Source organism: Paenibacillus sp. WC2504 (genome assembly GCF_052682475.1).
Genome location: NZ_JBQZFH010000001.1, coordinates 6,148,186 through 6,170,479 on the forward strand (window position 1 = coordinate 6,148,186; position 22,294 = coordinate 6,170,479).

Sequence of the window (22,294 nt, forward strand, 5' to 3'; positions counted from 1 at the left end):
TGAAATGAAAAGCACAAAACCGAAAATAGTCCGTATTCGATTAGTAATGAAAGACGTCAACCTTGAGAGGGTTAGAATGTAAAAACTCACGCGGATCCAGGCATGGGTCTTTTCCTTCTGACCGTACCGGGGATGCCTAACTTACAAGCATTTCGCTATTCTATCGCATAAGGTGTAATCATGAAAGGAGTGGCTGAATGTGAAAATCACAATCGCAGCAGTCGGGGATTTGTTGATGAAAAAGCAGATGATCGCCTCGGCCGCACGTGAAGGCGGATTCGCCCCTATTTTTTCAAAAGTGAAGCCTTATCTGCGGAAATCTGATTTAACGATAGGTAATCTTGAGACGACCTTCTCCGGCAAACATTTCCGCGAAGAGCCCGGAAAACTGTTATTCAACTCTCCGGACAAATTCGCTGCTACGCTCCGGAACGTGGGCTTCGATGTAGTAGGCACAGCCAATAACCATTGTATGGACGGAAAGCTATCTGGTTTGAGGCGAACATTAAATGTCCTCGATCGACACGGTCTGCGACACACGGGCACATATCGCTCCGCCGGGGAAGCCCGCCGGAAACTGATTGTTAACGTAAAGGGAATTAGAATCGGAATATTGGCTTATACGAAAGGAACGAACGGGATTCGAGTCCCGAAGCCGTGGTTAGTCAACCGGCTTAACCATAAAAAAATCATAGCGGACGTGCGCAGCTTGAAGAGTCGAACAGATTTTATCATCGCCTGCCTACATTTCGGGAAAGAATTTCGAACTTATCCCGACCGCAAACAAATCCAGCTCATTCAGGTGTTGTTTCATCATGGTGTGAATGTAGTACTGGGAGCGCATCCCCATGTGCTGCATCCGATAAGAATGTTTAAGGTGACGGACATCGACGGACTTACTAGAAATCGGGTAGCGGCGTCTTCTCTAGGAAATTTCGTATCCACCGAACTTCCTCGGCATACAGCTAGACTGAGAGGAACAATCTTGATGTTAACCTTGACGAAAAATGCAAAAGGGATCACGGATGTGTTGAAAATATCATGTGTGCCAACCCGTATTTTACAAAATGTAGAGAAGAAAAACGTTTATCGGGTTGTTCCTGATCGATAGAGTTAAACATTGTAGAACAGACATTGTGTGGACATAAATGTGCACTAAAGGAACCTTGGTTGTAAGTATATAGTTGTGGAGTCCAAACAACCATTAACTGTTCTTCATAATACTAAAGAGTATGAATACTGATGCTTGGGGTGAAGGCATGGTTTACTGGAATAACAAGTTAGGCAAATACAAAGCCTTACTAACAAATGAGGAAATAGCTCTTAGTCTGCCTCCAACAATCCTTGCAACCGAAGCAAACGTGGAGGGGATGTTGGAAAAATATCGAATCGTTTATCTAAAGCCGAGTAATGGCACCGGTGGCTATGGTATTTTCAAGTTGTCTCGCACGGACACCCGATATCGGTTGGCAAATGGCACGCGGCACCGTTCATTCTCAACCTTTAAGGGAACGTATGGCGCATTTCAGCGTGCCAAAAGGAAGAAAGTCTACTTGGTGCAGAAGGGCATCCCCTTACTCCACTATCACGGACTTCCGTTTGATCTGCGCATTATGGTACAGCGAAACCGACAGCGTAAGTGGGAGGTAACCGGAATCGTGGGACGATTAGCGATGCCTAATAAGGTCGTGACCAATTACCATAGCGGGGGTAGGCCGATGCCAGTGGAAAAGCTGCTTTCCCCTTTTATGTCTAAAAAGGAGCAAGTTTCCTATGTGGAGTCGCTTAAGGCGCTAGGCATTAGGATTAGTAAACATATGAGTGGCATTTTTCCGAAATTTCGTTCATATGGGATAGATATAGGCATTGATAAGGAAATGAAGCCTTGGATCATAGAGGTCAATACACGTCCAGATAAATACATTTTTAATGCCCTTTCCGATAAGCGGATGTTTCGTAAAATCATACGATACGAAAGATTCACCAAATTAAGTAGATGACGTAATTCAGCTCTGGACAATAGAGGGGTAAGAAAACTAATTCAAGACACTATTTTACTCAGATACTTACCATTAAGCTAATTGCCCTTTTTCTTGAGTTGCATCTTCTCCCCTCCAGGACTGACGGCCATTGGCTCGATGGCTGAAAACAACATAAAAATCCCCTCCTGTTACCAGTTTGGGGATTTCATTGACGATCTAAACGCCGTTTTCTCTCATTTGATTCTCCAACCACGCAAAAGCTTTCTTAAGCTCTTCCTTCGGTACATGGGCATACCGATCACCGATGGAAACCTCATAACAGCAAGATGTTTCGTTTATTTCTTTTACATAATGTGTGAGTCCAACCCCAGTTGCTTCATATAAGTTGATTAACAGGGATTCCATCTTCTCTTTTGGCATTTGGATATGTACGTGGAACATATTCGTGACTGGCTGAACAGGGTTCGTAACAATGCCAGGAACCTGATTATACAAAGCAGCAAGTTCTATGGCCCCCTCGTAGTACTGCTCCATTTTATCTACACGCTGCTTGAAATAGTGACTTGCACTAACGATATATGGGTACAGACTGATTAGATCGCCGCCGTGACGTCTTTTCCATACTTTAGACTCTTTCGTAAACGTCTCGTCACCTGCAAGAATTGCCCCGGCAATGCCGCCAATCCCTTTGTAGAACGAAATATACACACTATCAAACAGATCGCAGATTTCGCGTGCAGACTTCTGATAATAAGGAAGAATCTCGTATAGTCTAGCCCCGTCCAAATGCAATTGAATGCCACGGCTGCGGCAATAGGCAGAGATCTGTGTAAGCTCTTCATAATCCGGAAGCTGCCCGCCAATTTCCCGCTGTGGCAGTTCCAGCAAGATACAAGCGACATCCTCTTTTAGTTGTTGCACATCTTCCAGACGAATTAAACGATCTTTCTCACCAAGTAAAATAGGCTGGATGTGATGAAGTTCTTTTAATCCGTCTTCCTCGTGAATTTCCAGATGGCTGAGCGGGTGATAGGCAACTTTCTTGCTCCCTTTGCGGTCGCACCAGATGCGCAGAGCAATTTGCTGCGCCATAGTCCCACTTGGGAAAAAGACGGCCGATTCTTTTCCAAGAAACGTTGCCATTTCCGCTTGGAAATCTTCAATAAGCTTACCATTCCCGTAAGTATCTCCATCCGTAAGACCATCAACATCTTGCAAGGCGTCTATCAGAACTTGAATATTTCTTTTGCCATGCCCACCCAATGGGTAGCTAGTTTGTTGGAACGCTGCTAATAATGGATTGATTTTGTTCATTTGTATCGTACTCCTTTGTTTGTCATGGCTCACTCTTGGTCTCTGAAGGGCAGTGGATTATAATCAATCTAACGCTATTTCGAAAAAGGAGATTCAAACATGAAGGAAATCCTCATCGGTTCCATTGATCAATTTACTGCTTTTCCTGTGGAGGTTGAGCTTGACCGTGATCTATATTTTTTGATGCAGGTAGACGATGACCAGTACACCCTTTACTCAAGTGTTTGCCCTCATGGCGGCTACACCGTGGATCTGATTGACGGAGAGCTTGAATGCCCTCTGCACGGTTGGACGTTTGAAGTGCACACAGGACGGTGTCATAATGTGCCTAGCGCCAGACTCGCCTCCTATAACGTCATCCTTCGTGACAACCAGCTGTTCGCTCAGATGGCATGATCCTACGTATATTTTACCAGTGGTCAAGCTATAATAACAGCTGTTGTTATCAAATGAACGGCTTTAGGAGGCTTCATGTCCGACAAGATGAGTACGAGCAAGTCCCAGGGAATGAAGTGGTGGCAGTTGACTTTACTCGGAGTCGCCTGCACAATAGGTACCGGTTATTTCCTGGGCTCCGGAATCGCGATTCAAATGGGCGGTGTCTCCGTCCTTTTCATGTTTATACTCGCAGCTTTCGGCACTTATATTGTCTATGACGTTCTGGCCAAAATGACGGGCAAGGAACCTGCACAAGGCTCGTTTCAAACCTACGCCGCCAAGGCTTTCGGACGCTGGGCAGGCTTCAGCAGCGGCTGGGTCTACTGGTGCTCAGAACTATTAATCATGGGTAGTCAGTTAACAGCGCTATCCTTTTTTACCCGCTTCTGGTTCCCCAGGTTCCCGATGTGGGTGTTTGCCACGGCTTATGCGCTCTTAGGACTTGGTGTTATTCTCCTGGGGACCAAAGTTTTTGAACGTGCTGAGCATATTTTTGCCATTATCAAAGTATCCGCCATTGTGATGTTTGTGATTATCGCGAGCGCGGCGGTCTTTGGATTCCTTACAGGGACCTACCCGCCAAAGTTTCCGACTTCCAAGCAAGCCTTTTTGCCAAAAGGGGGAGTCGGTATTTGGTCATCCTTCATCTATGCTTTTTATGCATTTGGCGGCATTGAAATCATGGGCATTATGGCCGCCAGACTTAAAAAGCCTGAAGAGGCCCCGAAAGCCGGGAACTCGATGATTTTTCTTTTAACCATCATCTATATCGCCTCGTTAGCGCTTGCCTTGACACTGATCCCACTGAGCGGTCTGCAGGGAAAGGAAAGCCCTTTTCAGGTAGCCTTAGGTTCCTACCAACTCCCATTTGTTCCTCATGCCTTCAATGCGATATTAATCATCGCAGGGTTTTCGACCATGGTCGCTTCCCTATTTGCGGTTACCACGATTCTTGTCGCACTAGCTCAAGATCACAATGCTCCCGCCATATTTGCTAAACGAACAAAGGGCAAACGCAAAATGCCGTTACCCGCCATCGGATTTACAACTGGCGGAATAACGGCAGCCGTGCTAATGGCCTTATTTCTGCCTGAAAAATTGTACGCCTATATCACCACCGCGGCAGGCATCATGCTCCTGATGAATTGGCTCTTCATCCTGCTCTCTTCAGGACGATTACTTCAGTTATCTGTATGGGGGAAAATTAAAAGATACACAGGCATGCTTCTGATCCTAGCCGCTACCACAGGAACGGCCTTTCACCCGACGAGCAGACCCGGCTTCTGGATCAGCTGCTTGTTCATCGGAGTGATTGGCGTTGTAACTTGGGGGCTCAGCTTTAAATGGAAGGAGCAACTCTCTATGAAACAAAGAGGGCATGAAACGCTTTTATTCCAAAATGCAAGCCAAAACCAATCAAGGATAAACCTGAAACGACGGAGATGACCGAAAGTCCGCGTGGCGTCAGGAATTTACGAAATACGCTGGCTAATGAAGCCATGATGAGATCCCATAGGATAATCCCCACGAACATGATCCCCGTATACAACAGCACGTGGTTTCTATCATACTTGGCGATGGTTTCAGCTAACACCGATCCATAGATTCCCAGCCAAAACAGGATCGACAAGGGAGAACTGATTGCCATGAGGAATCCGGTAAAAAAGGATTTGGCCAACGTTTCTTCGGATTTATAGCCCTCCGTTTTCAACTTGCCAGCACTAATGACGCTTTCAATCCCTGTATAGAGTAAAACAAAACAACCAAACAGCCATAGAAACGTCTTCATAAAAGGTGTTGTAAGGAAGTGGACAAGACCGAAATAAATGAGGACGATCATAATGACGTCAGCAAGCATGCCACCTGCGCCTACCATCCATGCATGCACAAAACCGCGTTTGATGCCTCTATCCAGCATCGCAGCATTAATAGGCCCGATTGGAGCGGAAAGCGACAACCCCAAAAGTAAAAAACTTAGCATCACATACATCTCTATCACCCATTCGCTCTTTATACATACAAGCCTTATGGCTCGTAATATCCTATTCTTTGAATAGGGCTTGTATAACTTTGATCCAGGTTTTGGGCAATAAAAAAGTTATTGACATTCACGCAGCGTAAAGCTGTAGAGTGAAGTTGTCAGGAGGTGAACAGATGGAATACACCGTGCAGAGTCTCGGGAAGTTAGCAGGTGTGAGCACCCGAACGCTTCGATACTATGATGAGATTGAACTTCTTAAGCCGGCAAGAATCAATTCCTCCGGGTATCGCATCTATGGGCAGGCAGAGGTTGATAGACTGCAGCAGATTTTATTTTACAGAGAATTAGGTGTGAATCTGGAGCGTATTAAAGACATCATTACTGCCCCCACTTTCAATGAGGCCGAAACTCTTAAAGAACACTATACACAGCTTCTGGACAAAAGAGCCCAGCTGGATGCCTTGATTGCCAATGTGGAAAAAACGATAGCATTAAATGAAGGGAGAATATCCACCATGTCGAATACAGAGAAATTCGAAGGCTTTAAACAACAGCTGATTGATGAGAACGAGAACAAGTACGGGAAAGAAATTCGTGAGAAATATGGCGACGAGCAAGTGAATAAATCGAATCAGAAATTGAAAAATATGACGCAAGATGAGCATGATGAGTTGACGAGACTGACCCAAGAAGTCATCTCCTCACTTGCAGAAGCTTTCAAAACGGGAGATCCGGCTAGTGTGGCCGCCCAAAAAGCCGCGGAATTGCACAAGCAATGGCTTTCCTATTACTGGAGCGAATACAACAAAGAGGCACATGCCGGTCTAGCCCAAATGTATGTGGATGATGAGAGATTTAAAGCTTACTATGATGATAAACAACCAGGAACCGCACAATTTCTGAGAGATGCTATACGCATTTATACCGGTTTTAAGGATTAATCGCCTAGTGTACGGGACACTAGCATTTTTTCTATCATATCCTTCAAACATCCAGTTATTTAGAAGAAACCTGAATAGAATAGTATTACACCAGCCAGCCACCAGCAGCCATGTGTATGTCAACCCCTCGACCCAAAAAAGCACAGGAACCCTTAGGGGGCCTGTGCTTTTCGGTTATGAGTTGGCTGCTACGCCGCCGCCAGCAGGTTTGACCAGCGCTTTGCTTTCCCATACGCGGCTTCTCCACCGCAAATACATAATTAGGCCTCGCAACCACTCGTCGCAAGCAAAGGCAATCCATACACCTAGAAGTCCCATGTGCATGTGAATGCCCAACCAATACGCAAGCGGTACCGCAACGCCCCACATGGAGAGAACACCCATGGCAACTGGAAATCTAGCATCACCCGCCGCACGGAGTGAATTAATAACAACGAGATTAAAGGTCCGTCCAGGCTCCAGAATTACACTTAGCAGTAGAATCCCTGATCCTATCCCAATAATCTCCGGATTATCCGTAAACAACCCGAGCAGCTCTTTGCGGAAGAGAGAGGCGATACCAACAACCACAAAGGTCAGTAAGAAGGTCATTCTCAGACTGCGAATGAGCTTATGGTACGCTGCCTTAAACTCGCCGGCTCCAACCATATGACCTACGATAATCTCCGTGCCCATACCGATTGCCATACCAAGCGCCATAAAATAATTCGTAATATTCATCACATACACATGAGTACTTAACGCGACTTGCCCGATGATATTAACAAAGCTCACAATCATTAAGTATTGAGATTGCCAAGACAAATGCTCTCCGGCAGCAGGGAGTCCGATGCTCAAGATTTGCTTCACAATACGTTTATCAAACGTGATGTAATCCTTGAAGCGAATCGGGAATGGAATCCGACGATATAAAATCACAAAAAGAACGATAAGTCCAAGTAAACGGCTTACAACCGTGGAGACCGCTGCCCCCGTTACGCCCCACTCAGGGAATCCGAGGTTCCCGAAGATAAGCAGAATGTTCCCTACGACATGGACCACGTTCACGCCTAGAGTCACGTACATCACATCTCTTGTCTGGCCATTGGAACGAAGTACGGAGGATACTGCATACGACAGAGCTTCAACCCATATAAAAGCACTGATGAGATTCAAATATTTCTTAGCTATGGCAATCTGGTCTGGAGCCAAGTTCATTAGCTGCATGATCGATTCGCCAAATACGACCAAGGCGATACTGACGGCGATCCCGAATAATAAATTGATGGTTATCGCCAATGCCGAAATACGGCTCGCTTCCTTCGCCCTGCCTGCTCCTAAATTCTGGGCTACTGCTACACTTGTTCCGATTCCAACGAAACCAAACATCAGGATACAGAATACAATGATTTCATTGGCTAATCCGACAGCTCCGGTTACTTCATCCGAGATTCGACTGAGCATGAACACATCCGCGGTACCGAGCATCATCCGCAGAACGGAGTCAATGAAGATCGGCCACGTGATGGCGAATAGACTTAGCTTTTTCCAAGTTGCTGTTGACTGAGTGTCTATCATTTTCTTCTATGCTCCTCAATTTTCAAATGCCTTTAGTTTAGGATACGTAAGCGATTTCAGTCAAATGCTACTAATATCCAACAAAACAACCTTGGATTTTCTCTTTCGAGGAATTCCAAGGCTGTTCTATGATTTATAGCTATTTTACACGAACCCATGCACCGCGATTATCTGCCGATTCAATTTCAGCTTCAGCAATAACAATGCTGTCCATCGTACTGAAAGGTGTAGCTGTTGCTACGTCCTGTCCGGAAATCAGAGTCTCAACGAAATATTTGAGTTCCTGGTAGTAGCCCATTTCCGCAGAGATCTCTGGACTGAAGCCAGGACCGTCGTTCACATTTACTTTTAGCCCTTCTGCGTTGAAAATGATGTTGCCTTTTTCGAAATTAACGCGGAACTGCATATCGAAGCCATAATCCCCTTGCAGCGTCCAGTCCGCTTGCGCATTGATGACTTTGCCGTCTTCGTACAAATAGTTGGTTGAAACAACATCGTACCCGCTGCCTGGCACTACGTTACGAGCCAAGGTGGAGACGGATTCCGGTTTACCGAACAACCAGTTAATCATATCGATGTCATGCACGTGCATGTCGAGAAGAGCACCGCCGCTTTTCGCATTCTGCAGCAGCCATGGTCCCCAAGTCGGCGTTCCGCCGCCGCGGTAGAAATACCCAGCGAGAACTTTGCCATACGTTTCGTTTGCAACGGCTTGTTTCAAATATTCGTAAGCTGGCCAGAAGCGGAGGCATTGACCGATCATCAGCTGTTTCCCGTTTTGCTCGGCAGCTTCAATCATGTCTTTACACTCTTCGGCATTCAGCGCCATCGGCTTCTCACACAAAACGTGAAGGCCTTTATTCAAACATTGAATGGAAATCTCTCGATGCAAAAACGTTGGCAGCGTCATATCTACACAGTCCAGCTGCTCTTTTTCAAGCATGTCAGCAACACTTGTATACTTATTGTAAACACTGAAGTCAATGCCGGAGGATCCTGTATCGATGTTCCCACCGGACGCATTCCCTTCCAGCTTTTCGATATCAATATCGCATAAAGCAACGACTTTAATTGGAACCCCTTCGGCTTCAAGGCGAATGTAGTTTTCCAAATGGGTTCTCCCCATAAAACCTAACCCGATTAATCCGATTTTCAACATGGCTTATTTCCTCCCCAGAATTGCGTCCATAGCACCTGATGTATTATAAATAATTTGCTGACCGTAATGCGTATAGCCAGGAATCATCTCAGCGATCACATAATCTTCGTAGCCAATCGCTTGCAACGCCTTCACCACTTCCGGATAGTTCACATCGCCTGCAAGTAAATCTACGAATCCGTGCAAACCTCCCGCGGCGCGGCGATAATCTTTGAAATGAACTTTTTTGATACGGCTATTTAAAATGGAAATCCAGTGCTCCGGGTAACCGGCATATAAGACATTCCCTACGTCGAAATAGGAACCGACATATGGCGAATTGATTTTATCAATGAAATCTCTCATTTCCAGCGGTGACAACAAGAATTTATTCCAAACATTTTCAATGCCGATGGATACTTTCAGAGATTCTGCAATCGCAGACAGCTCACTGAACCCTTCCAGTGCATAATCGTAGGCTTTATCATATGGCACTACTTCAGAGTCCGAAATGAAATCTACGCCAACCGCACCAGGCACGACCAATATCGTGTCTACGCCTAAAATCGCTGCGCTTTCCAACTGCTTTTTGATGATATCTTTCGCTTTTTGACGCGTCCCTGCATGTCCACTCGTGATGGGGTACGTCCAATATAAACCGCTGGCTAAGCTCGTTAATTCAATTCCTTTATCGTCAGCAATCTTGCGGTATTGTTTGATTTCGCTTTCATTACTTTCAAGACTGAGCTCGCCTGTTTCGTTCAAAGCCAACTCGATACCGTCAAACCCGGCATCCTTCGCGACAGCTATACATTCCTCCACCTTCATGGAGCCTGGAAATGACCAAATATTTATCCCTTTTTTCATCGTTATCGCCTCCGTCTCTTACCTTTATTATAAAAGACGTTGGTTGGATAAGATTTATCCAAAAAGCCGATTTATTTGCACTTTTACAAAAATGAATATGATAAAATAAGGCTGGGTCCTATCACCACAACGACGCTAAGAAAGGACGGACAGCATGGAATTCCCACGCATACAGCTTCAAGAATCACTAACCATTCAAAATCTCATTTCCTTTCACTATTTTGAGTATGCAAAGGGATATGTGTTTGACGGCGAACAACACGACTTTTGGGAAATTCTATATGTCGACAAAGGAGAGGTCGAGGTTCGGGCCGATGATCACATCCACACGCTTCAGCAAGGGCATATGATTTTTCATAAACCGGAAGAATTCCATACCGTTAGCGTAAAACATGAACATAAACCGCCTAATCTTATTGTCATTTCCTTCGAATGCACGTCAGAAGCGATGTCTGATTTTGAAAATAAAATTGTGCCGCTGGGCGACAGGGAAAGAAATATGTTATCCCTCATTATCCAAGAAGGGTTTCAGGCCTTTCTGCCTCCCTTTGATCAGCCTTCCGTACATCATCTGGAACGGAATCCGAAAGCCCCTTTTGCCAGCGAACAGTTGATCAAAACATATTTGGAAGCGCTGCTTATCACACTGATTCGCAATCAGAAGTCGGCCGCTTCAACGATAGATTCCGTCACCAAGATTAAGCAGTCCTCTCTGCAAAAAGAAAAAGCCGAACAACGCATTGTTCAGCAAATCATCGCTTATTTACAGGAAAATCTGTCGCAATCCTTCACCCAGGATCAGTTGTGCCAAACGTTTCATTTGGGAAAAAGCCGATTGAAGGAGCTTTTCCAGTCACAGATGCAAACCGGTGTGTTAGAAGCGTTCAAATCGCTCAAAATCGAACAAGCCAAAACCTATATCAGAGAGGGCCGGTACAATTTCACTGAAATTGCCGCGATGCTCGGATATGCCAGTATCCACTATTTCTCCAGAGACTTTAAGAAAACAGTGGGGATGTCCCCCTCGGATTATGCGAAATCGGTGAAGGCGCGTGTTTAACCACCTCTCACTGTAAAAAGAAAACATTGAGTTCATTGGACAAAATCCACTGAACACAATGTTTTAAAGGCCCGATTTGCCGTCTTATTGGATGAAATCCAATGCGATCGATAAATCGCGGCTCTAATGGGTTGAAAATGACCGTTCTATTGGATTTCGTCCAATGAATTGAACAATTTAGATGCGCTATTGGTGTTTTCATTGGATATCATCCAGCGAGGCCACGATCCACCCCTGAATCACTGTTTAACACCGCTAATGGTTCATATATATCAAAAAAAGCACCCTGAACGGGTGCTTTTTTCATTTATTTAATGACTTTCAATAAACGTTTTGCTGTACCATTAGCCGTTTCAATTGTTTCATACACATTCACAGTGAATGGATAGCTGAATTGATCCGTTGTAATGTTCGAAGCATCCAACGTCTGTACGCCGCTAATCAATTTATTGTCGCCATTGAAAGCTGCATCTTTGGAGCCAATAACGCGACCTGCGTTATCGACGATCTCGAATCTCAATTTGGAGAAGTTGTTGTCTACAACAACATTCTCTTTTTGCTCGATACCCAGATCAAGACGTACTTTGTACGTGTAAGTCAATTGAGGTGTCGTTACCGAGTTAACTGTCACATCATTGAATTTCAGATCAAATGGATACAAGGAAATCGTTGAGTCTGTGTCTTCCTGCTGCAGATCCGTTTGCAGTGCTGCAATTGTCGTTGTGTACGGCGCAGCAGCAACTGAATCAAGCAGCTTCATGGAAAAGCTGGTTCCCGTTTCCGATTGCGGAACGATGTACGAGTAGCTTACGACGTAGCTGAGACCCGGGTTCATCATTTGAGTCACATTAGCTTGGCGAGCTCCTTGGTAGGTTAAACCTTGCCTACTCACCAATTCCGATGCGAACGCTGGCAGCGCGATTGGCGTTGTGCTCGTGTTCGTTAGTTTGAACTTGGCTACGGCAGTTTTATAACCCTCGCCTGGGTTCTCATGCAGATGAAGCTCCATCAAAGAGACTTGTGTCGATTTGTCGACCACTTTCGTCAAGGCATCGAACGCGATCGGTTGACCGATCGTATAAGGAACTGCCGTTGAAGTGCCTTGCTCTTTCGGCCATGCAACAGCTAACTTACCTGTCGCTAGTGTCGCTGCATCAGTTCCACCTTTCGGAACATAGTTATCTGTTGACAAGACAACCAAGTTAGACAAGGTCACGCCATTTTCAACCGGGATTGCAAAATGAATATATTTTTGCTCACCGGCTTCCAAAGTAACCGGCTCTACTTCCGCACGTTTTCCTTCGTAGTGCTTCGTTTCGGACTGTGCATCCATACGGAATGCTGGCACTGCTTCGCGGCCTGTGCCAGGGTTGCTAGCAAGAACAGTAACGACAGCTACACGGCCTGCGGTTGTATTTTGCATGGAAGCTTCAATTGCTGTATAGGTTAAGCCGGAGTTAACACCTGGGATCGAGAACGATTGGCCCCAAGCAATGTTAGCAAGACTTTGTAACGCTGCACTTCCCGTGGCGCCATACCATACGGAATTGGTTGGCATTGCAAGCAGCGTTTTTTCGACTTTCGGGTACGAGTAAACGTCAACGTTGACGAAGGAAAGCTGATCAATCGTGCCGATTTCCTTCGTATCAACGGCCGTCATATAAACAAGCTCGCCGATTTCTTTCGGCTGTAAGGACTCTTTATTGGTTCCACTTGGCTTCAGTGTATAGGAAACGCCGCTGGAAGTCTGCACGCGAAGCTCATGCTCAGGCACCCGGTTCTGTGTCACGCCTCCATTGTATAAACGAACTGTGACAGCAAGCTGTGAACCGGTAGCGGTTGGCGTCACAGCTACACTTTTCACGGCTGCGCGGATGTCGCTTGTCAGTCCATAATTGACTGAAGGGGCACTAACTGGCGCTGTTGGCGCAGCATCGGCTGCCCATACGGCGGTGCCGCCTTGAACGATCATGGCGCCAAGCATAATCGCGGTCAGACTGTTTTTCCATGGTCTTTTTTTCATGTATATACGCTCCTCTTTGTGTAGTTTCGCTGCTGGTTTATTTCGCTGCCGGTGTCGCACTTGCAGCTGGGGAAGCACTAGCGCTCTCTACCTTTTGTCCGTCCTTCAATGTGTTCTGTCCGGAAATGACTAATTTCTCGCCATCTTTCACGCCATCAATCACTTCTTGGAACTCCCCATTGATACGTCCAAGTTTCACTTTACGTTTTACATATTGATCGCCTTGTTCAACAAAGACAAACGTATCTGATTCTTCACGAATGATGCTTAACGTTGGAATTGCAACAACTTGCTCTTCAGTTTCCGTTGTCAGCTGCACCATAAATCTGCTACCCGGTTGAAGTTGGTGATCGCTGTTTGGCACTTCCAACTCAAGCGTGTATGTTTTGGTAGCCGCACTCATAATCGGAGCTAAATAGCTGATTTTTGCTGTTCCTTTTTTGTCCGGCGTATCTGGATTATAGTAAACTAGTTCTTGTTTCCCTTTGACAAGCTGGTAGTTGGTTTCGGTAAGCTCTGTTTTGATTTTAATCGGATCAATTTGCTGAACTTGACCGACCTTACCGGCTGCCGCGGAGATCGTCTGTCCAACGACCACGTTGAAGTCAGTTAGTACGCCACTGCCTGGTGCTTTAACTTCATAATTCTCCAAGGAGCGCGTCGCATCCTCTAAGGCTAAGCTGGCAGATTCTGCCTGCGTTTGAGCGGAAGTGATCGAATCGGAATTGTCAAAGGCCGACAGCTTGCTTTGTGCTGCTTCCAAATTCATTTGCGCACTGTCCAAAGCTTGCTTCATTTGATCCACTTGATGTTGAACCGCTGTACCTGCATCAAAATCATTGCGAGTTTTGTTATAATCTTGCTGAGCATTAGTCAAAGCGGTTTGAGATCTTGTCACATTGTCCGCCAAATCCTTGCGGTTGTTCACTTTGTTGTCTCGTGCTTGCTGTAAAGATTCTTGCGCACTTTTCAAAGCTAGCTCACTTTTCCGTTGTGCGGACAAGGCGTCTTTATTATCGATAACGAAGAGAACTTCACCTTTTTCCACGTACTCTCCGCGTTTTTTCACCACGTTCAGCACTTCACCGTTTGCTTTTGAAACAACATCAAGCGTCGTTCCTGCCGCTACATCGGCTACTTGCTCAATGGGATTGCTAATTTTTTGCTTCTTAACAGCCTCGGTTTTAACCGCTTTTGGCGCTAACGAAACCGTCGCAGCCCCCTTGGCTCCTGGCGCGGAACAGGCGGACGCTAAGACCGCAGCTGCGGTCAATAGCGCAATTACGCCCATCGAGCGATATTTAAATTTACGTTTTCTTGAACTATCGTTAATCATCTATGTGCCTCCTTATACCTCTATCGTACTTGTGGTTGTGTTTTGGTCATTTTTTTTACGATTGAACATACGACCCATTCGGTTCTTAATGCTTTCAATCAACTCGTACACAATAGGTACGACAACTAGCGTTAGAACAGTAGAGGTAATCAGACCACCGATAACGACAACACCAAGTCCTTTACCGATCAATCCGCCCTCAGCAGAAATACCTAAGGCCAGCGGCACCAAAGCCATAATCGTAGCTCCAGCTGTCATAATGATCGGACGAAGTCTCACTTTCCCTGCCTCAATTAAGGCATGGCGAACCGTGTAGCCTTCATGGCGCAGCTGCTGCGCACGGTCGATCAATACGATGGCATTCGTGACGACGATACCGATGAGCATAAGGAAACCAATCATAGATGTAACCGTTAGTGGCTCGTGCGCAATAACGAGTCCGAGCAACCCACCGATAACCGCAAGCGGTAGAGAGAACAAGATAGCGAATGGTGCACTTGCGTTTCCAAAAGCTAGAACCATGATCAGATAAACTACGAAAACCGCAGCAGCCATGGCGACGAACAATTGACCAAAGCTTTCATTAACGTCGTCGGAAACACCGGTCACTTTCGGTGTTACGCCTTCCGGCAATTCAACATCTTTTAATGCCGCGGTAAGCTTAGCACTTACGCCGGTTTTATTGGAATCATTAATTTTCGCGGATACTTTGACAAGCTGCTGCTGATCTTCACGTGCAAGGGATGCAGCGCCCTTCGTTTCGTTAATTTTGGCTACTTCCTTCAACAGAATCGTTGAACCATTTGATCCGGCTAACGGAATATTGCCCAGTTTTTCAAGCGTGTTTTTGTCCGATTTATCTAACGAAACCGTCGTTGTATATGTGATATTATCAAATTTCATATCTCCCAGACTTTGCTTTTGAATCCAGGCACGTGCTGTATCTCGAACAGATGAGGAGCTTAAGCCATAGGCTCTTGCTTTATTCTGATCCACAGCAATCTCTATTTCTGTTTTAGCATCACTTAAGTTATCTTCAATCTCAGAAAGCTCTGGGAAAGTTTGCAGCTTATCTTTAACCATTTTAGCTGCTTTCTCCAGTTGAAGTTGGTCATCGCCTTGCAAAGTGTAGGCAAAGTCCGTCGATGAAACGCCGAAGTCACCTTCCATCGCTTTTGGCTCAACTTCAGATCCGGCTGGCAATTCAGAGAGAATATAAGCCTTCATTTCATCTTTTACTTGATTACCATCTACTTTGTCATTCACTTGAACGAAAATTTGTGACGCGTACGGTGTACGCTCATCGTCATTTCCGGCATAACCGACTAAGGATTCCACAAATTTGAAAACAGGCTCGCCAGTTGAATCTTTCGTATCTAACAAGACTTTTTCGATTTCCTTCGTTTTCGCATCCGTCGCTTCAAAAGAAGTTGAATATGGTAATTTCAGTTGGAAATACATTGTCGTCGCGGCACTTGATTCAGGCAAGAAGGCCACGGACAAGAATGGAATGGTACTGGCCATTGTCACAACGAGCATCAGCGCTGAAATAAGCAGCGTTTTGATTCTGTTTTTCAAACTCCAAGTCAATACTTTCTCATAGAACGTTGTTAACTTCGTTGGTGCCGACTCATCATGATGAACTTTGCTTGGTTTACTGCGAAGTACAAGCAGCTTAGCCAACATCGGAATAACCGTTAAAGCTACAATCAAGGAAGAAAGCAACGCACAAGCGATTGTTAAGGCAAAGGGTCTAAAGAATCCGCCGACAACGCCCGTAACCAAAGCAAGTGGTGCGAATACCCCAACCGTTGCAAGTGTGGAGGACGTAATTGCCATTGAAACTTGTTTGGTTGCCAGAGCAATAACAGACTCATTACGCTCCTGTGCTTTCTGCAAGGAGGCATATATATTTTCAATAACGACAATCGAGTCATCCACGACCCGGCCTACGGCAATAAAAATACCGCCGAGAGTCATCGTATTGAGCGTTAAACCTAAGGTAGACATTAGTAGCAAAGTAATCAAAATGGAAAGCGGAATCGAAACCAGAACAATAAGCGTCATCCGAACATTACGGAGGAAAATCAGAATCATTAAGGATGCCAGAATAGCCCCTACAATACCTTCACGTATAAGTCCTGAAATTGATTCATTAATTTGGTCTGCGCTATCGTACGTATTCTTGAAAGTAACGTTAGGCAAAGTTGTTTTCCACTCTTTAATTTGCTTCTGAATCTCATCAGAGAAATCAACTGCATTCGCACTGCCTGCTTTGTACAAAATCATCCCAATCGCCGGCTTGCTATCCAGTCGACCGATGAAGTCAGATTCCGTAATCGCTTTGACATTTGCAACCTGATCCAGCGTTACGATATCACCTTTTGGCGTTGTAATTTCCAGCTGCTCCAAATCGTATAAGCTGGTCAAGTTGCCCGTTACACGCGTCATCTTGTCATTGCCGCTGATTTCTACACTGCCAATCGGACTTTTCGTCGCAGCAGCATTAATCGCATTCGATACCATGCCTGGCGATAAACCATAAACATCAAGCGCGGCGGCATCCAGCTCAATATCCAGCGAGGTGTCTCTGGCGCCGATTACGTCCATATGGTCAATCCCTTTAATTCCTTCAAGAGCTGGCTTGATTTTGTCTTTAAAAGATTTATCAAGTTCCGTTTGGCTAATGCCGTTATCGGCATAAGCGACTAAATAGTTGGAAGGGAAGGAAGCCGCGCCGAAAGTTGAAGCTTTCGGTGTTCCAGCCGTAGCCGGAAGAGAAACTTCTGCAAGCATATCCTGTACAGCTTGCTTCTTCTTATCAGTGTCTACATTTTGTTTGAACATGAGAATAATCATGGAGAAGTTATCACTTGATGTCGACTGCATCGAATCCAAATCTTCGATATTGGCCAACTTCTTCTCAATCGGTGATGTAATTTCATCCATGACATCCTTTGGTGCACCTGTATACGTAGTCGTTACAGCAACTACCGGGAAAGAAACGTTCGGCATGTTCTCTACTTTAAGCTGCGATGAAGAATACAAGCCGCCTACAAAAAGCATGATCATGATAATGAATAATGCCGAAACATTTTTCATGGAAAAGTATGTGAGTCGATTCATTCCTTTACTCCCCTCATCTAATGATTGTTTCTATAAGATACATTTCAAATATGAACCCAATATGAACAGACATCAAAAAAAGCCTGGAAATAAAATTTCCAAGCTTTCACTGTTCATGATTTCTTCAAGGTATAGGTTAAAATTGGAAGAGTGACTAAAAATTGAGTCCCTTTTCCTTGTTCGCTTCGAACCTCAATCGTGCCTTGGTGCAGGTCAATAATTTTTCTTACAATGGCAAGCCCGAGCCCGCTTCCCGTATCGCGCTGCCTAGCTTGATCTACTTTATAGAACCTCTCGAAAATCCGCCCTTGATCTTCCTCCGAGATGCCGATTCCGTTGTCCTGAACCCAAATCTGAACACGATCTCTTAAGGGGACAAGCTTGATAAATATATGCCCGCCAACAGGTGTAAATTTGACCGCATTCCCTATCAAATTCATCCAAACCTGATTTAATTGATCAGCATCCGCCGAAATTTTCACTCGTGGCAATGACAAATCCATATCAAGCTGTTTCTCAGACCATAATGGCTCATAGAAAACAACGATTCTTCGCAGCTGTTCATCCAAGTCAAACGTAGTCGGGTTAAACGGGTGATGCTCAGATTCAAGCGAAGCCAGTTTCAACAAATTATCACTTAGCCGGGATAACCGGTCGCTTTCCCGTTCAATGATTTCCAGGTAGCGCAGACGCTCTGACTCATCGATTTCGGACTCTCGCAATGCTTTGGAGAAGCCGCGGATCGACGTAAGCGGAGTTTGAAACTCATGCGATACATTCGAAACAAAATCCTGCCGCATCTGCTCAAGCTGCTTCAGCTCGCCAGCCATATGATTGAAACTGTCTGCCAGCTGCCCCAGCTCGTCCTTTTGCTTCACAGCAACATGCACGTTGAAATTCCCACGAGCGAGCCGCTGTGTAGCCACTGTCAATTTCTTCAGCGGATTGACCAAGTATCGCGAAGCAACGAGAATAAGCAGGCTGCCCACGACAAGCACAATAACAAGAACCGTAATGATCGCTGTCTGTACTTGACGACGGGTCGTTTCAGATAAATTCGGATGAATGAAGAGCGCGAATGTCTTCTCATCAAGCACAAGAGGAATGCCAACTTTCATATCCCCAAGCGGATCTTTGATCAAACCATAATCCAAGCTCTTGAATACGCTGCCGTTCAAAACATAGGCTACTTCCGAGGCGCTGATCCGGGGGACTCCGTGTTTATTTAATGAAACTGCCGTCATCGGATCGCCCTGTTCATTGAAAAGCGTGAAAATGTAATTTTCATTAAAACGATTGCTCTCCGTCACGAACGTATCCAGCTGCTTCACTTGCATATCTTCGCTAAGCTTAACGATCTGACTGCCTATCGTGAGCATTTCATCCTGAAATTCACTCGTTATTAAACTTCTGAAAAATAACGTTGCCAACGGAAAGGCTACAGACACACTCACGACCACAACAGCCAAGAAAGTCAGCACCACACGGAGGTAGAGCGACTTGATCATGCTTTCACCTCAAGTCTGTACCCCAATCCGCGGATCGTGGCGATCCGAAACTCTTCAGTCAGCGGCTCGAAGCGCTCCCGCAACCTTTTGACATGCACATCGACGGTCCGGTCGTCGCCTTCGTAATCGATCCCCCAGATCTGTTCAATCAACTGTGTTCGCGTGAAAATTTGAGCCGGATAGCTAGCCAGCTTGTAAAGCAATTCAAATTCTTTTAACGGGAGGGACAGTCGTTGATCCGGCAAACGCACTTCAAAGGCAGTGCGGTCAATGACGACATTGCCGACCGCAATTGTCTGCGAAGCGTTAATACGATAGCGTTTCAGTAATGCTTTGACCCGCATCACCAGTTCCAGAGGGTCAAAAGGTTTCACGAGGTAATCGTCCGTGCCAAGCTGGAACCCTTTCACCTTATGTACGGACTCGCTTTTGGCCGTTACCATGAGTAGAGGCAAGTCTTCGTATCGCGCTCTGAGCTCGCGGCATAATTCCCAACCGTCCATCAAGGGCATCATAATATCCAGGACGACTAAATCCGCCGGGGTCGTTTCGAGCATACTGAGCGCCTCAACGCCATTGCTCGCTTGCGTCACCGTCAAACCTTCTCCAACCAAATAGACGCGTATCAGCTCCCTGATGTCTGCATCATCATCCACCACCATGATTCTGGTCACGAATCGCCCTGCCTTTCATTCAGCTTTTGAACTACTTACAGATACGGAATCGGATCTTTCGAGCCCGCTTCTTCAAAGCCCTTCAAACGCAGACGGCAGCTGTCGCAAACGCCGCAGGCTTCAGCTTTTCCGTTGTAACAAGAAGTCGTCAGCTCGTAGGGAACTCCGATTTTCAAACCTTCCTCGATGATTTTCGCTTTCGTCCAATCAATCAGGGGCGTTTCAATCGTGATGCCTTTCCCTTCCACACCAACTTTGGTTGCCAAGGCAATGACTTCTTCCACCTTATGAATAAATTCCGGACGGCAATCCGGGTAACCGCTGTAATCGAGGGCATTCACGCCTATGTAAATCGCCTCGGAACCTGTTACTTCCGCATAAGACGTTGCGATGGAGAGAAAGAGCAAATTACGTCCAGGCACGTAAGTTACCGGGATTTCGGATTCCTCCGCCTCTCCATTCATGACGTTCGGCACATCAATGCTATCGTCTGTTAAGGCGCTGCCGCCAAAATCACGCAGGAAATCAAGCTTAATGATTTTGTGACGCTGGCTCACTCCATAGTGCTCCGCGACTTGCTTGGCATTTTCAATTTCAATTTTGTGGCGCTGTCCATAGTCAAAAGAAATCGGATACAGGTCGTATCCCGCTTCTTTGGCAATTCCCATGCAAGTGGTACTGTCCAGGCCTCCGCTTAGAATAACAACGGCTCTTTTCTTCTTATCGCTGTTCATGCTCATCATGACACCTCATTTTTTCTTATTGTCGCAAGGATAAATGACTTCGTCGTCCTTTTAGGACGAGCGCGTTTCTACTGAAAAAAGGGATACCACGGCTGGTGCGCGGCTAAACGCCGCGCATCACCGGATCCCAAATGATCTTGTGCAGCTGCATATTCAGCTTTACTTTGGAGAGTCCCGCCTCCAGCATATGCTGGACGAGTTTGTGCGGCGGCATCGTCTCCCACACCGGGCTGAACATCGGCAGCGCCTTCGTCGGATACTTCTCCAGCACGTCCACCGCGGTGCGGAAGTCGTGCTCGCTGCCGATCACGAACTTCAGCTCATCCTGCTCGCGCAGCAAGCCGAAGTTGCTGACAATCATCTGCTCCATCTCGCCGGAGTCGGGGAGCTTGAAGTCCATAATGTATCGCACCTTCGGCGAGGCAACACGCTCCACAAACATCGCGAGATCGATCGCGCCGTTCGTCTCGATGTGCAGGTCGTCGACCTGCTCCAGCTCGGCGAGCGCGTCGATCAACGCGAGCGACTTCTCGCCGTACAGGAGCGGCTCGCCGCCGGTGAGGCAAATATGCCGGGAGCGGAACGAAGTGACCTTGCTGACAATTTCAGCAATGGTCATGACGTTCTCCGCTTCCGCGGGTGGGTAGCTGTACTTGGTGTCACACCAGGTGCAGCGTAGGTTGCAACCAAAAAGACGGACGAAGACCGTTGGGAACCCGGCACGGGTCCCTTCGCCTTCAACCGTCTCGAAGATCTCGACCATCGGAATGCGGATATCTCGCATTACTCTTCCTCCTCCATCATCGAGCGAGTGATGGCCGCGTAGGAGGTCGGCGTCTCCCACAGCCGGATTTCTTCCAGCTTAATGGCTGGATACAGATTTTCATCCTGAAGCGCCTGATGAATCTCCTCATACATCCAAACAACCATATTTTCTGCCGTTGTATTCATTGGCGGCAGCACTTCATTCAAATATTTATGATCCAAGCGATCAATGACGCGTTCTTTTGCAATACGTTTAATATCCCCAAAATCTATTGCGATCCCCCGGCTATCCACCTTACCGCGCATAATAACTTGCAGTTTGTAGGTGTGGCCGTGCAGATTTTTACATTTTCCCTCATAACAATGCAAATGATGCGCACTGTCAAACGTAAATTCCTTAGAAATCAAAACGGATTTGTGATGATATTTCAATTGGTTCTCTGTGATGTCACGTCCCAACATTTGCACATCTCTTGGGATTTCATAGCTCATATCTATCACCTCTTAATTATAAAAAAACAGTACTCTACATTATATCATGAAGTGAGCATTTCTCACAATCTATCAACATCTGGCGGATTCCGCCTTCGCTTCTGCGTCCAATCCAAGTGACCCCTGATTTCCTGCATCCGCTCGTTTTCATCACGCAAATCCGATTCAATCGTTGCCATCAAGCACTCGATTTGATCGATCACCGTCTCCGGAAGATCAACCTCTTCCAATGATTTTACGATATAGAGCAGGCATTGCAGCGTTTCTTCCATGAGGCTTTTTTTCTTGCCTGTCAGGACAACTTCCGATAGAAATACAAGGTGGCTCAACTCTTTTTGCGTCATTTTCA

The 22,294-nt window shown here is 46.0% G+C and carries 20 protein-coding genes; 6 read left to right on the forward strand and 14 right to left on the reverse strand.

The features are described 5' to 3' along the window. The first annotated feature begins 199 nt into the window (after window positions 1-199). Both ACUN27_RS27710 and ACUN27_RS27715 read left to right on the forward strand, forming a co-directional pair. Window positions 200-1,111 (forward strand): CapA family protein, encoded by a 912-nt coding sequence (locus tag ACUN27_RS27710; protein ID WP_315954119.1) that lies wholly within the window; start codon window positions 200-202, stop codon window positions 1,109-1,111. A gap of 121 nt (window positions 1,112-1,232) precedes the next feature. Beyond that, window positions 1,233-2,000 (forward strand): YheC/YheD family protein, encoded by a 768-nt coding sequence (locus tag ACUN27_RS27715; protein WP_445559949.1) that lies wholly within the window; start codon window positions 1,233-1,235, stop codon window positions 1,998-2,000. A 198-nt stretch (window positions 2,001-2,198) separates the two neighbouring features. Here the strand turns inward: ACUN27_RS27715 and ACUN27_RS27720 are convergent, their stop codons facing one another. Next, the gene (locus tag ACUN27_RS27720) at window positions 2,199-3,296 is read right to left on the reverse strand and encodes a threonine aldolase family protein (protein WP_445559950.1); all 1,098 of its coding nucleotides are present in this window, start codon (window positions 3,294-3,296) and stop codon (window positions 2,199-2,201) included. A gap of 99 nt (window positions 3,297-3,395) precedes the next feature. Between ACUN27_RS27720 and ACUN27_RS27725 the strand changes: the two genes are divergently transcribed. Together ACUN27_RS27725 and ACUN27_RS27730 are read left to right on the forward strand one after the other, a co-directional pair. Further along, complete coding sequence (locus ACUN27_RS27725) at window positions 3,396-3,692, forward strand: Rieske (2Fe-2S) protein (RefSeq protein ID WP_315954122.1); 297 nt, start codon at window positions 3,396-3,398, stop codon at window positions 3,690-3,692. Between the two features lie 75 nt (window positions 3,693-3,767). Next, window positions 3,768-5,180 carry an amino acid permease gene (locus ACUN27_RS27730; RefSeq protein ID WP_445559951.1) on the forward strand — a complete coding sequence of 471 codons (1,413 nt, stop codon included), beginning with the start codon at window positions 3,768-3,770 and terminating at the stop codon, window positions 5,178-5,180. Here the strand turns inward: ACUN27_RS27730 and ACUN27_RS27735 are convergent. Then, window positions 5,095-5,724, reverse strand: coding sequence for a LysE family transporter (locus ACUN27_RS27735; RefSeq protein ID WP_315954318.1), 630 nt, complete (start codon window positions 5,722-5,724; stop codon window positions 5,095-5,097). The two genes, ACUN27_RS27730 and ACUN27_RS27735, sit on opposite strands and share 86 nt — an antisense overlap. A gap of 164 nt (window positions 5,725-5,888) precedes the next feature. On the opposite strand from ACUN27_RS27735, the gene ACUN27_RS27740 reads away from it, so the two are divergent. Further along, window positions 5,889-6,656 (forward strand): MerR family transcriptional regulator, encoded by a 768-nt coding sequence (locus ACUN27_RS27740; RefSeq protein WP_445559952.1) that lies wholly within the window; start codon window positions 5,889-5,891, stop codon window positions 6,654-6,656. 174 nt (window positions 6,657-6,830) lie between these two features. Here the strand turns inward: ACUN27_RS27740 and ACUN27_RS27745 are convergent, their stop codons facing one another. The 3 genes from ACUN27_RS27745 to ACUN27_RS27755 all read right to left on the reverse strand — a co-directional run bounded on the left by ACUN27_RS27745 (window position 6,831) and on the right by ACUN27_RS27755 (window position 10,218). Next, window positions 6,831-8,213 (reverse strand): MATE family efflux transporter, encoded by a 1,383-nt coding sequence (locus ACUN27_RS27745; protein WP_445559953.1) that lies wholly within the window; start codon window positions 8,211-8,213, stop codon window positions 6,831-6,833. Between the two features lie 139 nt (window positions 8,214-8,352). Then, window positions 8,353-9,372, reverse strand: a complete 1,020-nt coding sequence (locus ACUN27_RS27750; protein WP_326061737.1) for a Gfo/Idh/MocA family protein — start codon at window positions 9,370-9,372, stop codon at window positions 8,353-8,355. 3 nt (window positions 9,373-9,375) lie between these two features. After that, complete coding sequence (locus ACUN27_RS27755) at window positions 9,376-10,218, reverse strand: sugar phosphate isomerase/epimerase family protein (RefSeq protein WP_445559954.1); 843 nt, start codon at window positions 10,216-10,218, stop codon at window positions 9,376-9,378. A 154-nt stretch (window positions 10,219-10,372) separates the two neighbouring features. On the opposite strand from ACUN27_RS27755, the gene ACUN27_RS27760 reads away from it, so the two are divergent. Continuing rightward, window positions 10,373-11,278: an AraC family transcriptional regulator gene (locus ACUN27_RS27760; protein WP_326061738.1), complete on the forward strand. Its 906-nt coding sequence runs from the start codon at window positions 10,373-10,375 to the stop codon at window positions 11,276-11,278. A gap of 307 nt (window positions 11,279-11,585) precedes the next feature. Here ACUN27_RS27760 and ACUN27_RS27765 read toward each other — a convergent pair whose 3' ends face one another. From ACUN27_RS27765 to ACUN27_RS27805, 9 genes are all read right to left on the reverse strand, one after another. Then, window positions 11,586-13,301, reverse strand: a complete 1,716-nt coding sequence (locus ACUN27_RS27765; protein ID WP_445559955.1) for a hypothetical protein — start codon at window positions 13,299-13,301, stop codon at window positions 11,586-11,588. Between the two features lie 37 nt (window positions 13,302-13,338). Beyond that, the gene (locus tag ACUN27_RS27770) at window positions 13,339-14,637 is read right to left on the reverse strand and encodes an efflux RND transporter periplasmic adaptor subunit (RefSeq protein ID WP_326061740.1); all 1,299 of its coding nucleotides are present in this window, start codon (window positions 14,635-14,637) and stop codon (window positions 13,339-13,341) included. A gap of 12 nt (window positions 14,638-14,649) precedes the next feature. Continuing rightward, on the reverse strand, window positions 14,650-17,763 hold the full coding sequence (locus tag ACUN27_RS27775) for an efflux RND transporter permease subunit (protein ID WP_315954131.1): 3,114 nt from the start codon (window positions 17,761-17,763) through the stop codon (window positions 14,650-14,652). A gap of 113 nt (window positions 17,764-17,876) precedes the next feature. Continuing rightward, entirely contained in the window at window positions 17,877-19,271 is a 1,395-nt protein-coding gene (locus tag ACUN27_RS27780; RefSeq protein ID WP_315954132.1) for a HAMP domain-containing sensor histidine kinase, read from the reverse strand. Continuing rightward, entirely contained in the window at window positions 19,268-19,945 is a 678-nt protein-coding gene (locus tag ACUN27_RS27785; protein ID WP_315954133.1) for a response regulator transcription factor, read from the reverse strand. The genes ACUN27_RS27780 and ACUN27_RS27785 overlap by 4 nt, the downstream gene beginning before the upstream one ends. A 35-nt stretch (window positions 19,946-19,980) precedes the next feature. Then, window positions 19,981-20,679 (reverse strand): 7-cyano-7-deazaguanine synthase QueC, encoded by a 699-nt coding sequence (gene queC / locus ACUN27_RS27790; RefSeq protein ID WP_315954319.1) that lies wholly within the window; start codon window positions 20,677-20,679, stop codon window positions 19,981-19,983. A 112-nt stretch (window positions 20,680-20,791) separates the two neighbouring features. Continuing rightward, the gene (locus tag ACUN27_RS27795) at window positions 20,792-21,472 is read right to left on the reverse strand and encodes a 7-carboxy-7-deazaguanine synthase QueE (RefSeq protein ID WP_445559956.1); all 681 of its coding nucleotides are present in this window, start codon (window positions 21,470-21,472) and stop codon (window positions 20,792-20,794) included. After that, a complete protein-coding gene (gene queD / locus ACUN27_RS27800) occupies window positions 21,472-21,945 on the reverse strand; it encodes a 6-carboxytetrahydropterin synthase QueD (protein ID WP_315954135.1) in 474 nt (157 codons plus the stop codon). The genes ACUN27_RS27795 and queD overlap by 1 nt, the downstream gene beginning before the upstream one ends. A gap of 62 nt (window positions 21,946-22,007) precedes the next feature. Beyond that, complete coding sequence (locus ACUN27_RS27805) at window positions 22,008-22,289, reverse strand: hypothetical protein (protein WP_246239435.1); 282 nt, start codon at window positions 22,287-22,289, stop codon at window positions 22,008-22,010. Between the last annotated feature and the right edge of the window lie 5 nt (window positions 22,290-22,294).

Bases quoted from the DNA above. Each gene is read 5' to 3' on its own strand.
- ACUN27_RS27715 (WP_445559949.1), top strand. From the start codon at position 1,233: ATGAATACTGATGCTTGGGGTGAAGGCATGGTTTACTGGAATAACAAG.
- ACUN27_RS27720 (WP_445559950.1), bottom strand. From the start codon at position 3,296: ATGAACAAAATCAATCCATTATTAGCAGCGTTCCAACAAACTAGCTAC.
- ACUN27_RS27725 (WP_315954122.1), top strand. From the start codon at position 3,396: ATGAAGGAAATCCTCATCGGTTCCATTGATCAATTTACTGCTTTTCCT.
- ACUN27_RS27730 (WP_445559951.1), top strand. From the start codon at position 3,768: ATGTCCGACAAGATGAGTACGAGCAAGTCCCAGGGAATGAAGTGGTGG.
- ACUN27_RS27735 (WP_315954318.1), bottom strand. From the start codon at position 5,724: ATGTATGTGATGCTAAGTTTTTTACTTTTGGGGTTGTCGCTTTCCGCT.
- ACUN27_RS27740 (WP_445559952.1), top strand. From the start codon at position 5,889: ATGGAATACACCGTGCAGAGTCTCGGGAAGTTAGCAGGTGTGAGCACC.
- ACUN27_RS27745 (WP_445559953.1), bottom strand. From the start codon at position 8,213: ATGATAGACACTCAGTCAACAGCAACTTGGAAAAAGCTAAGTCTATTC.
- ACUN27_RS27750 (WP_326061737.1), bottom strand. From the start codon at position 9,372: ATGTTGAAAATCGGATTAATCGGGTTAGGTTTTATGGGGAGAACCCAT.
- ACUN27_RS27755 (WP_445559954.1), bottom strand. From the start codon at position 10,218: ATGAAAAAAGGGATAAATATTTGGTCATTTCCAGGCTCCATGAAGGTG.
- ACUN27_RS27760 (WP_326061738.1), top strand. From the start codon at position 10,373: ATGGAATTCCCACGCATACAGCTTCAAGAATCACTAACCATTCAAAAT.
- ACUN27_RS27765 (WP_445559955.1), bottom strand. From the start codon at position 13,301: ATGAAAAAAAGACCATGGAAAAACAGTCTGACCGCGATTATGCTTGGC.
- ACUN27_RS27770 (WP_326061740.1), bottom strand. From the start codon at position 14,637: ATGATTAACGATAGTTCAAGAAAACGTAAATTTAAATATCGCTCGATG.
- ACUN27_RS27775 (WP_315954131.1), bottom strand. From the start codon at position 17,763: ATGAATCGACTCACATACTTTTCCATGAAAAATGTTTCGGCATTATTC.
- ACUN27_RS27780 (WP_315954132.1), bottom strand. From the start codon at position 19,271: ATGATCAAGTCGCTCTACCTCCGTGTGGTGCTGACTTTCTTGGCTGTT.
- queC (WP_315954319.1), bottom strand. From the start codon at position 20,679: ATGAACAGCGATAAGAAGAAAAGAGCCGTTGTTATTCTAAGCGGAGGC.
- ACUN27_RS27795 (WP_445559956.1), bottom strand. From the start codon at position 21,472: ATGCGAGATATCCGCATTCCGATGGTCGAGATCTTCGAGACGGTTGAA.
- queD (WP_315954135.1), bottom strand. From the start codon at position 21,945: ATGAGCTATGAAATCCCAAGAGATGTGCAAATGTTGGGACGTGACATC.
- ACUN27_RS27805 (WP_246239435.1), bottom strand. From the start codon at position 22,289: ATGACGCAAAAAGAGTTGAGCCACCTTGTATTTCTATCGGAAGTTGTC.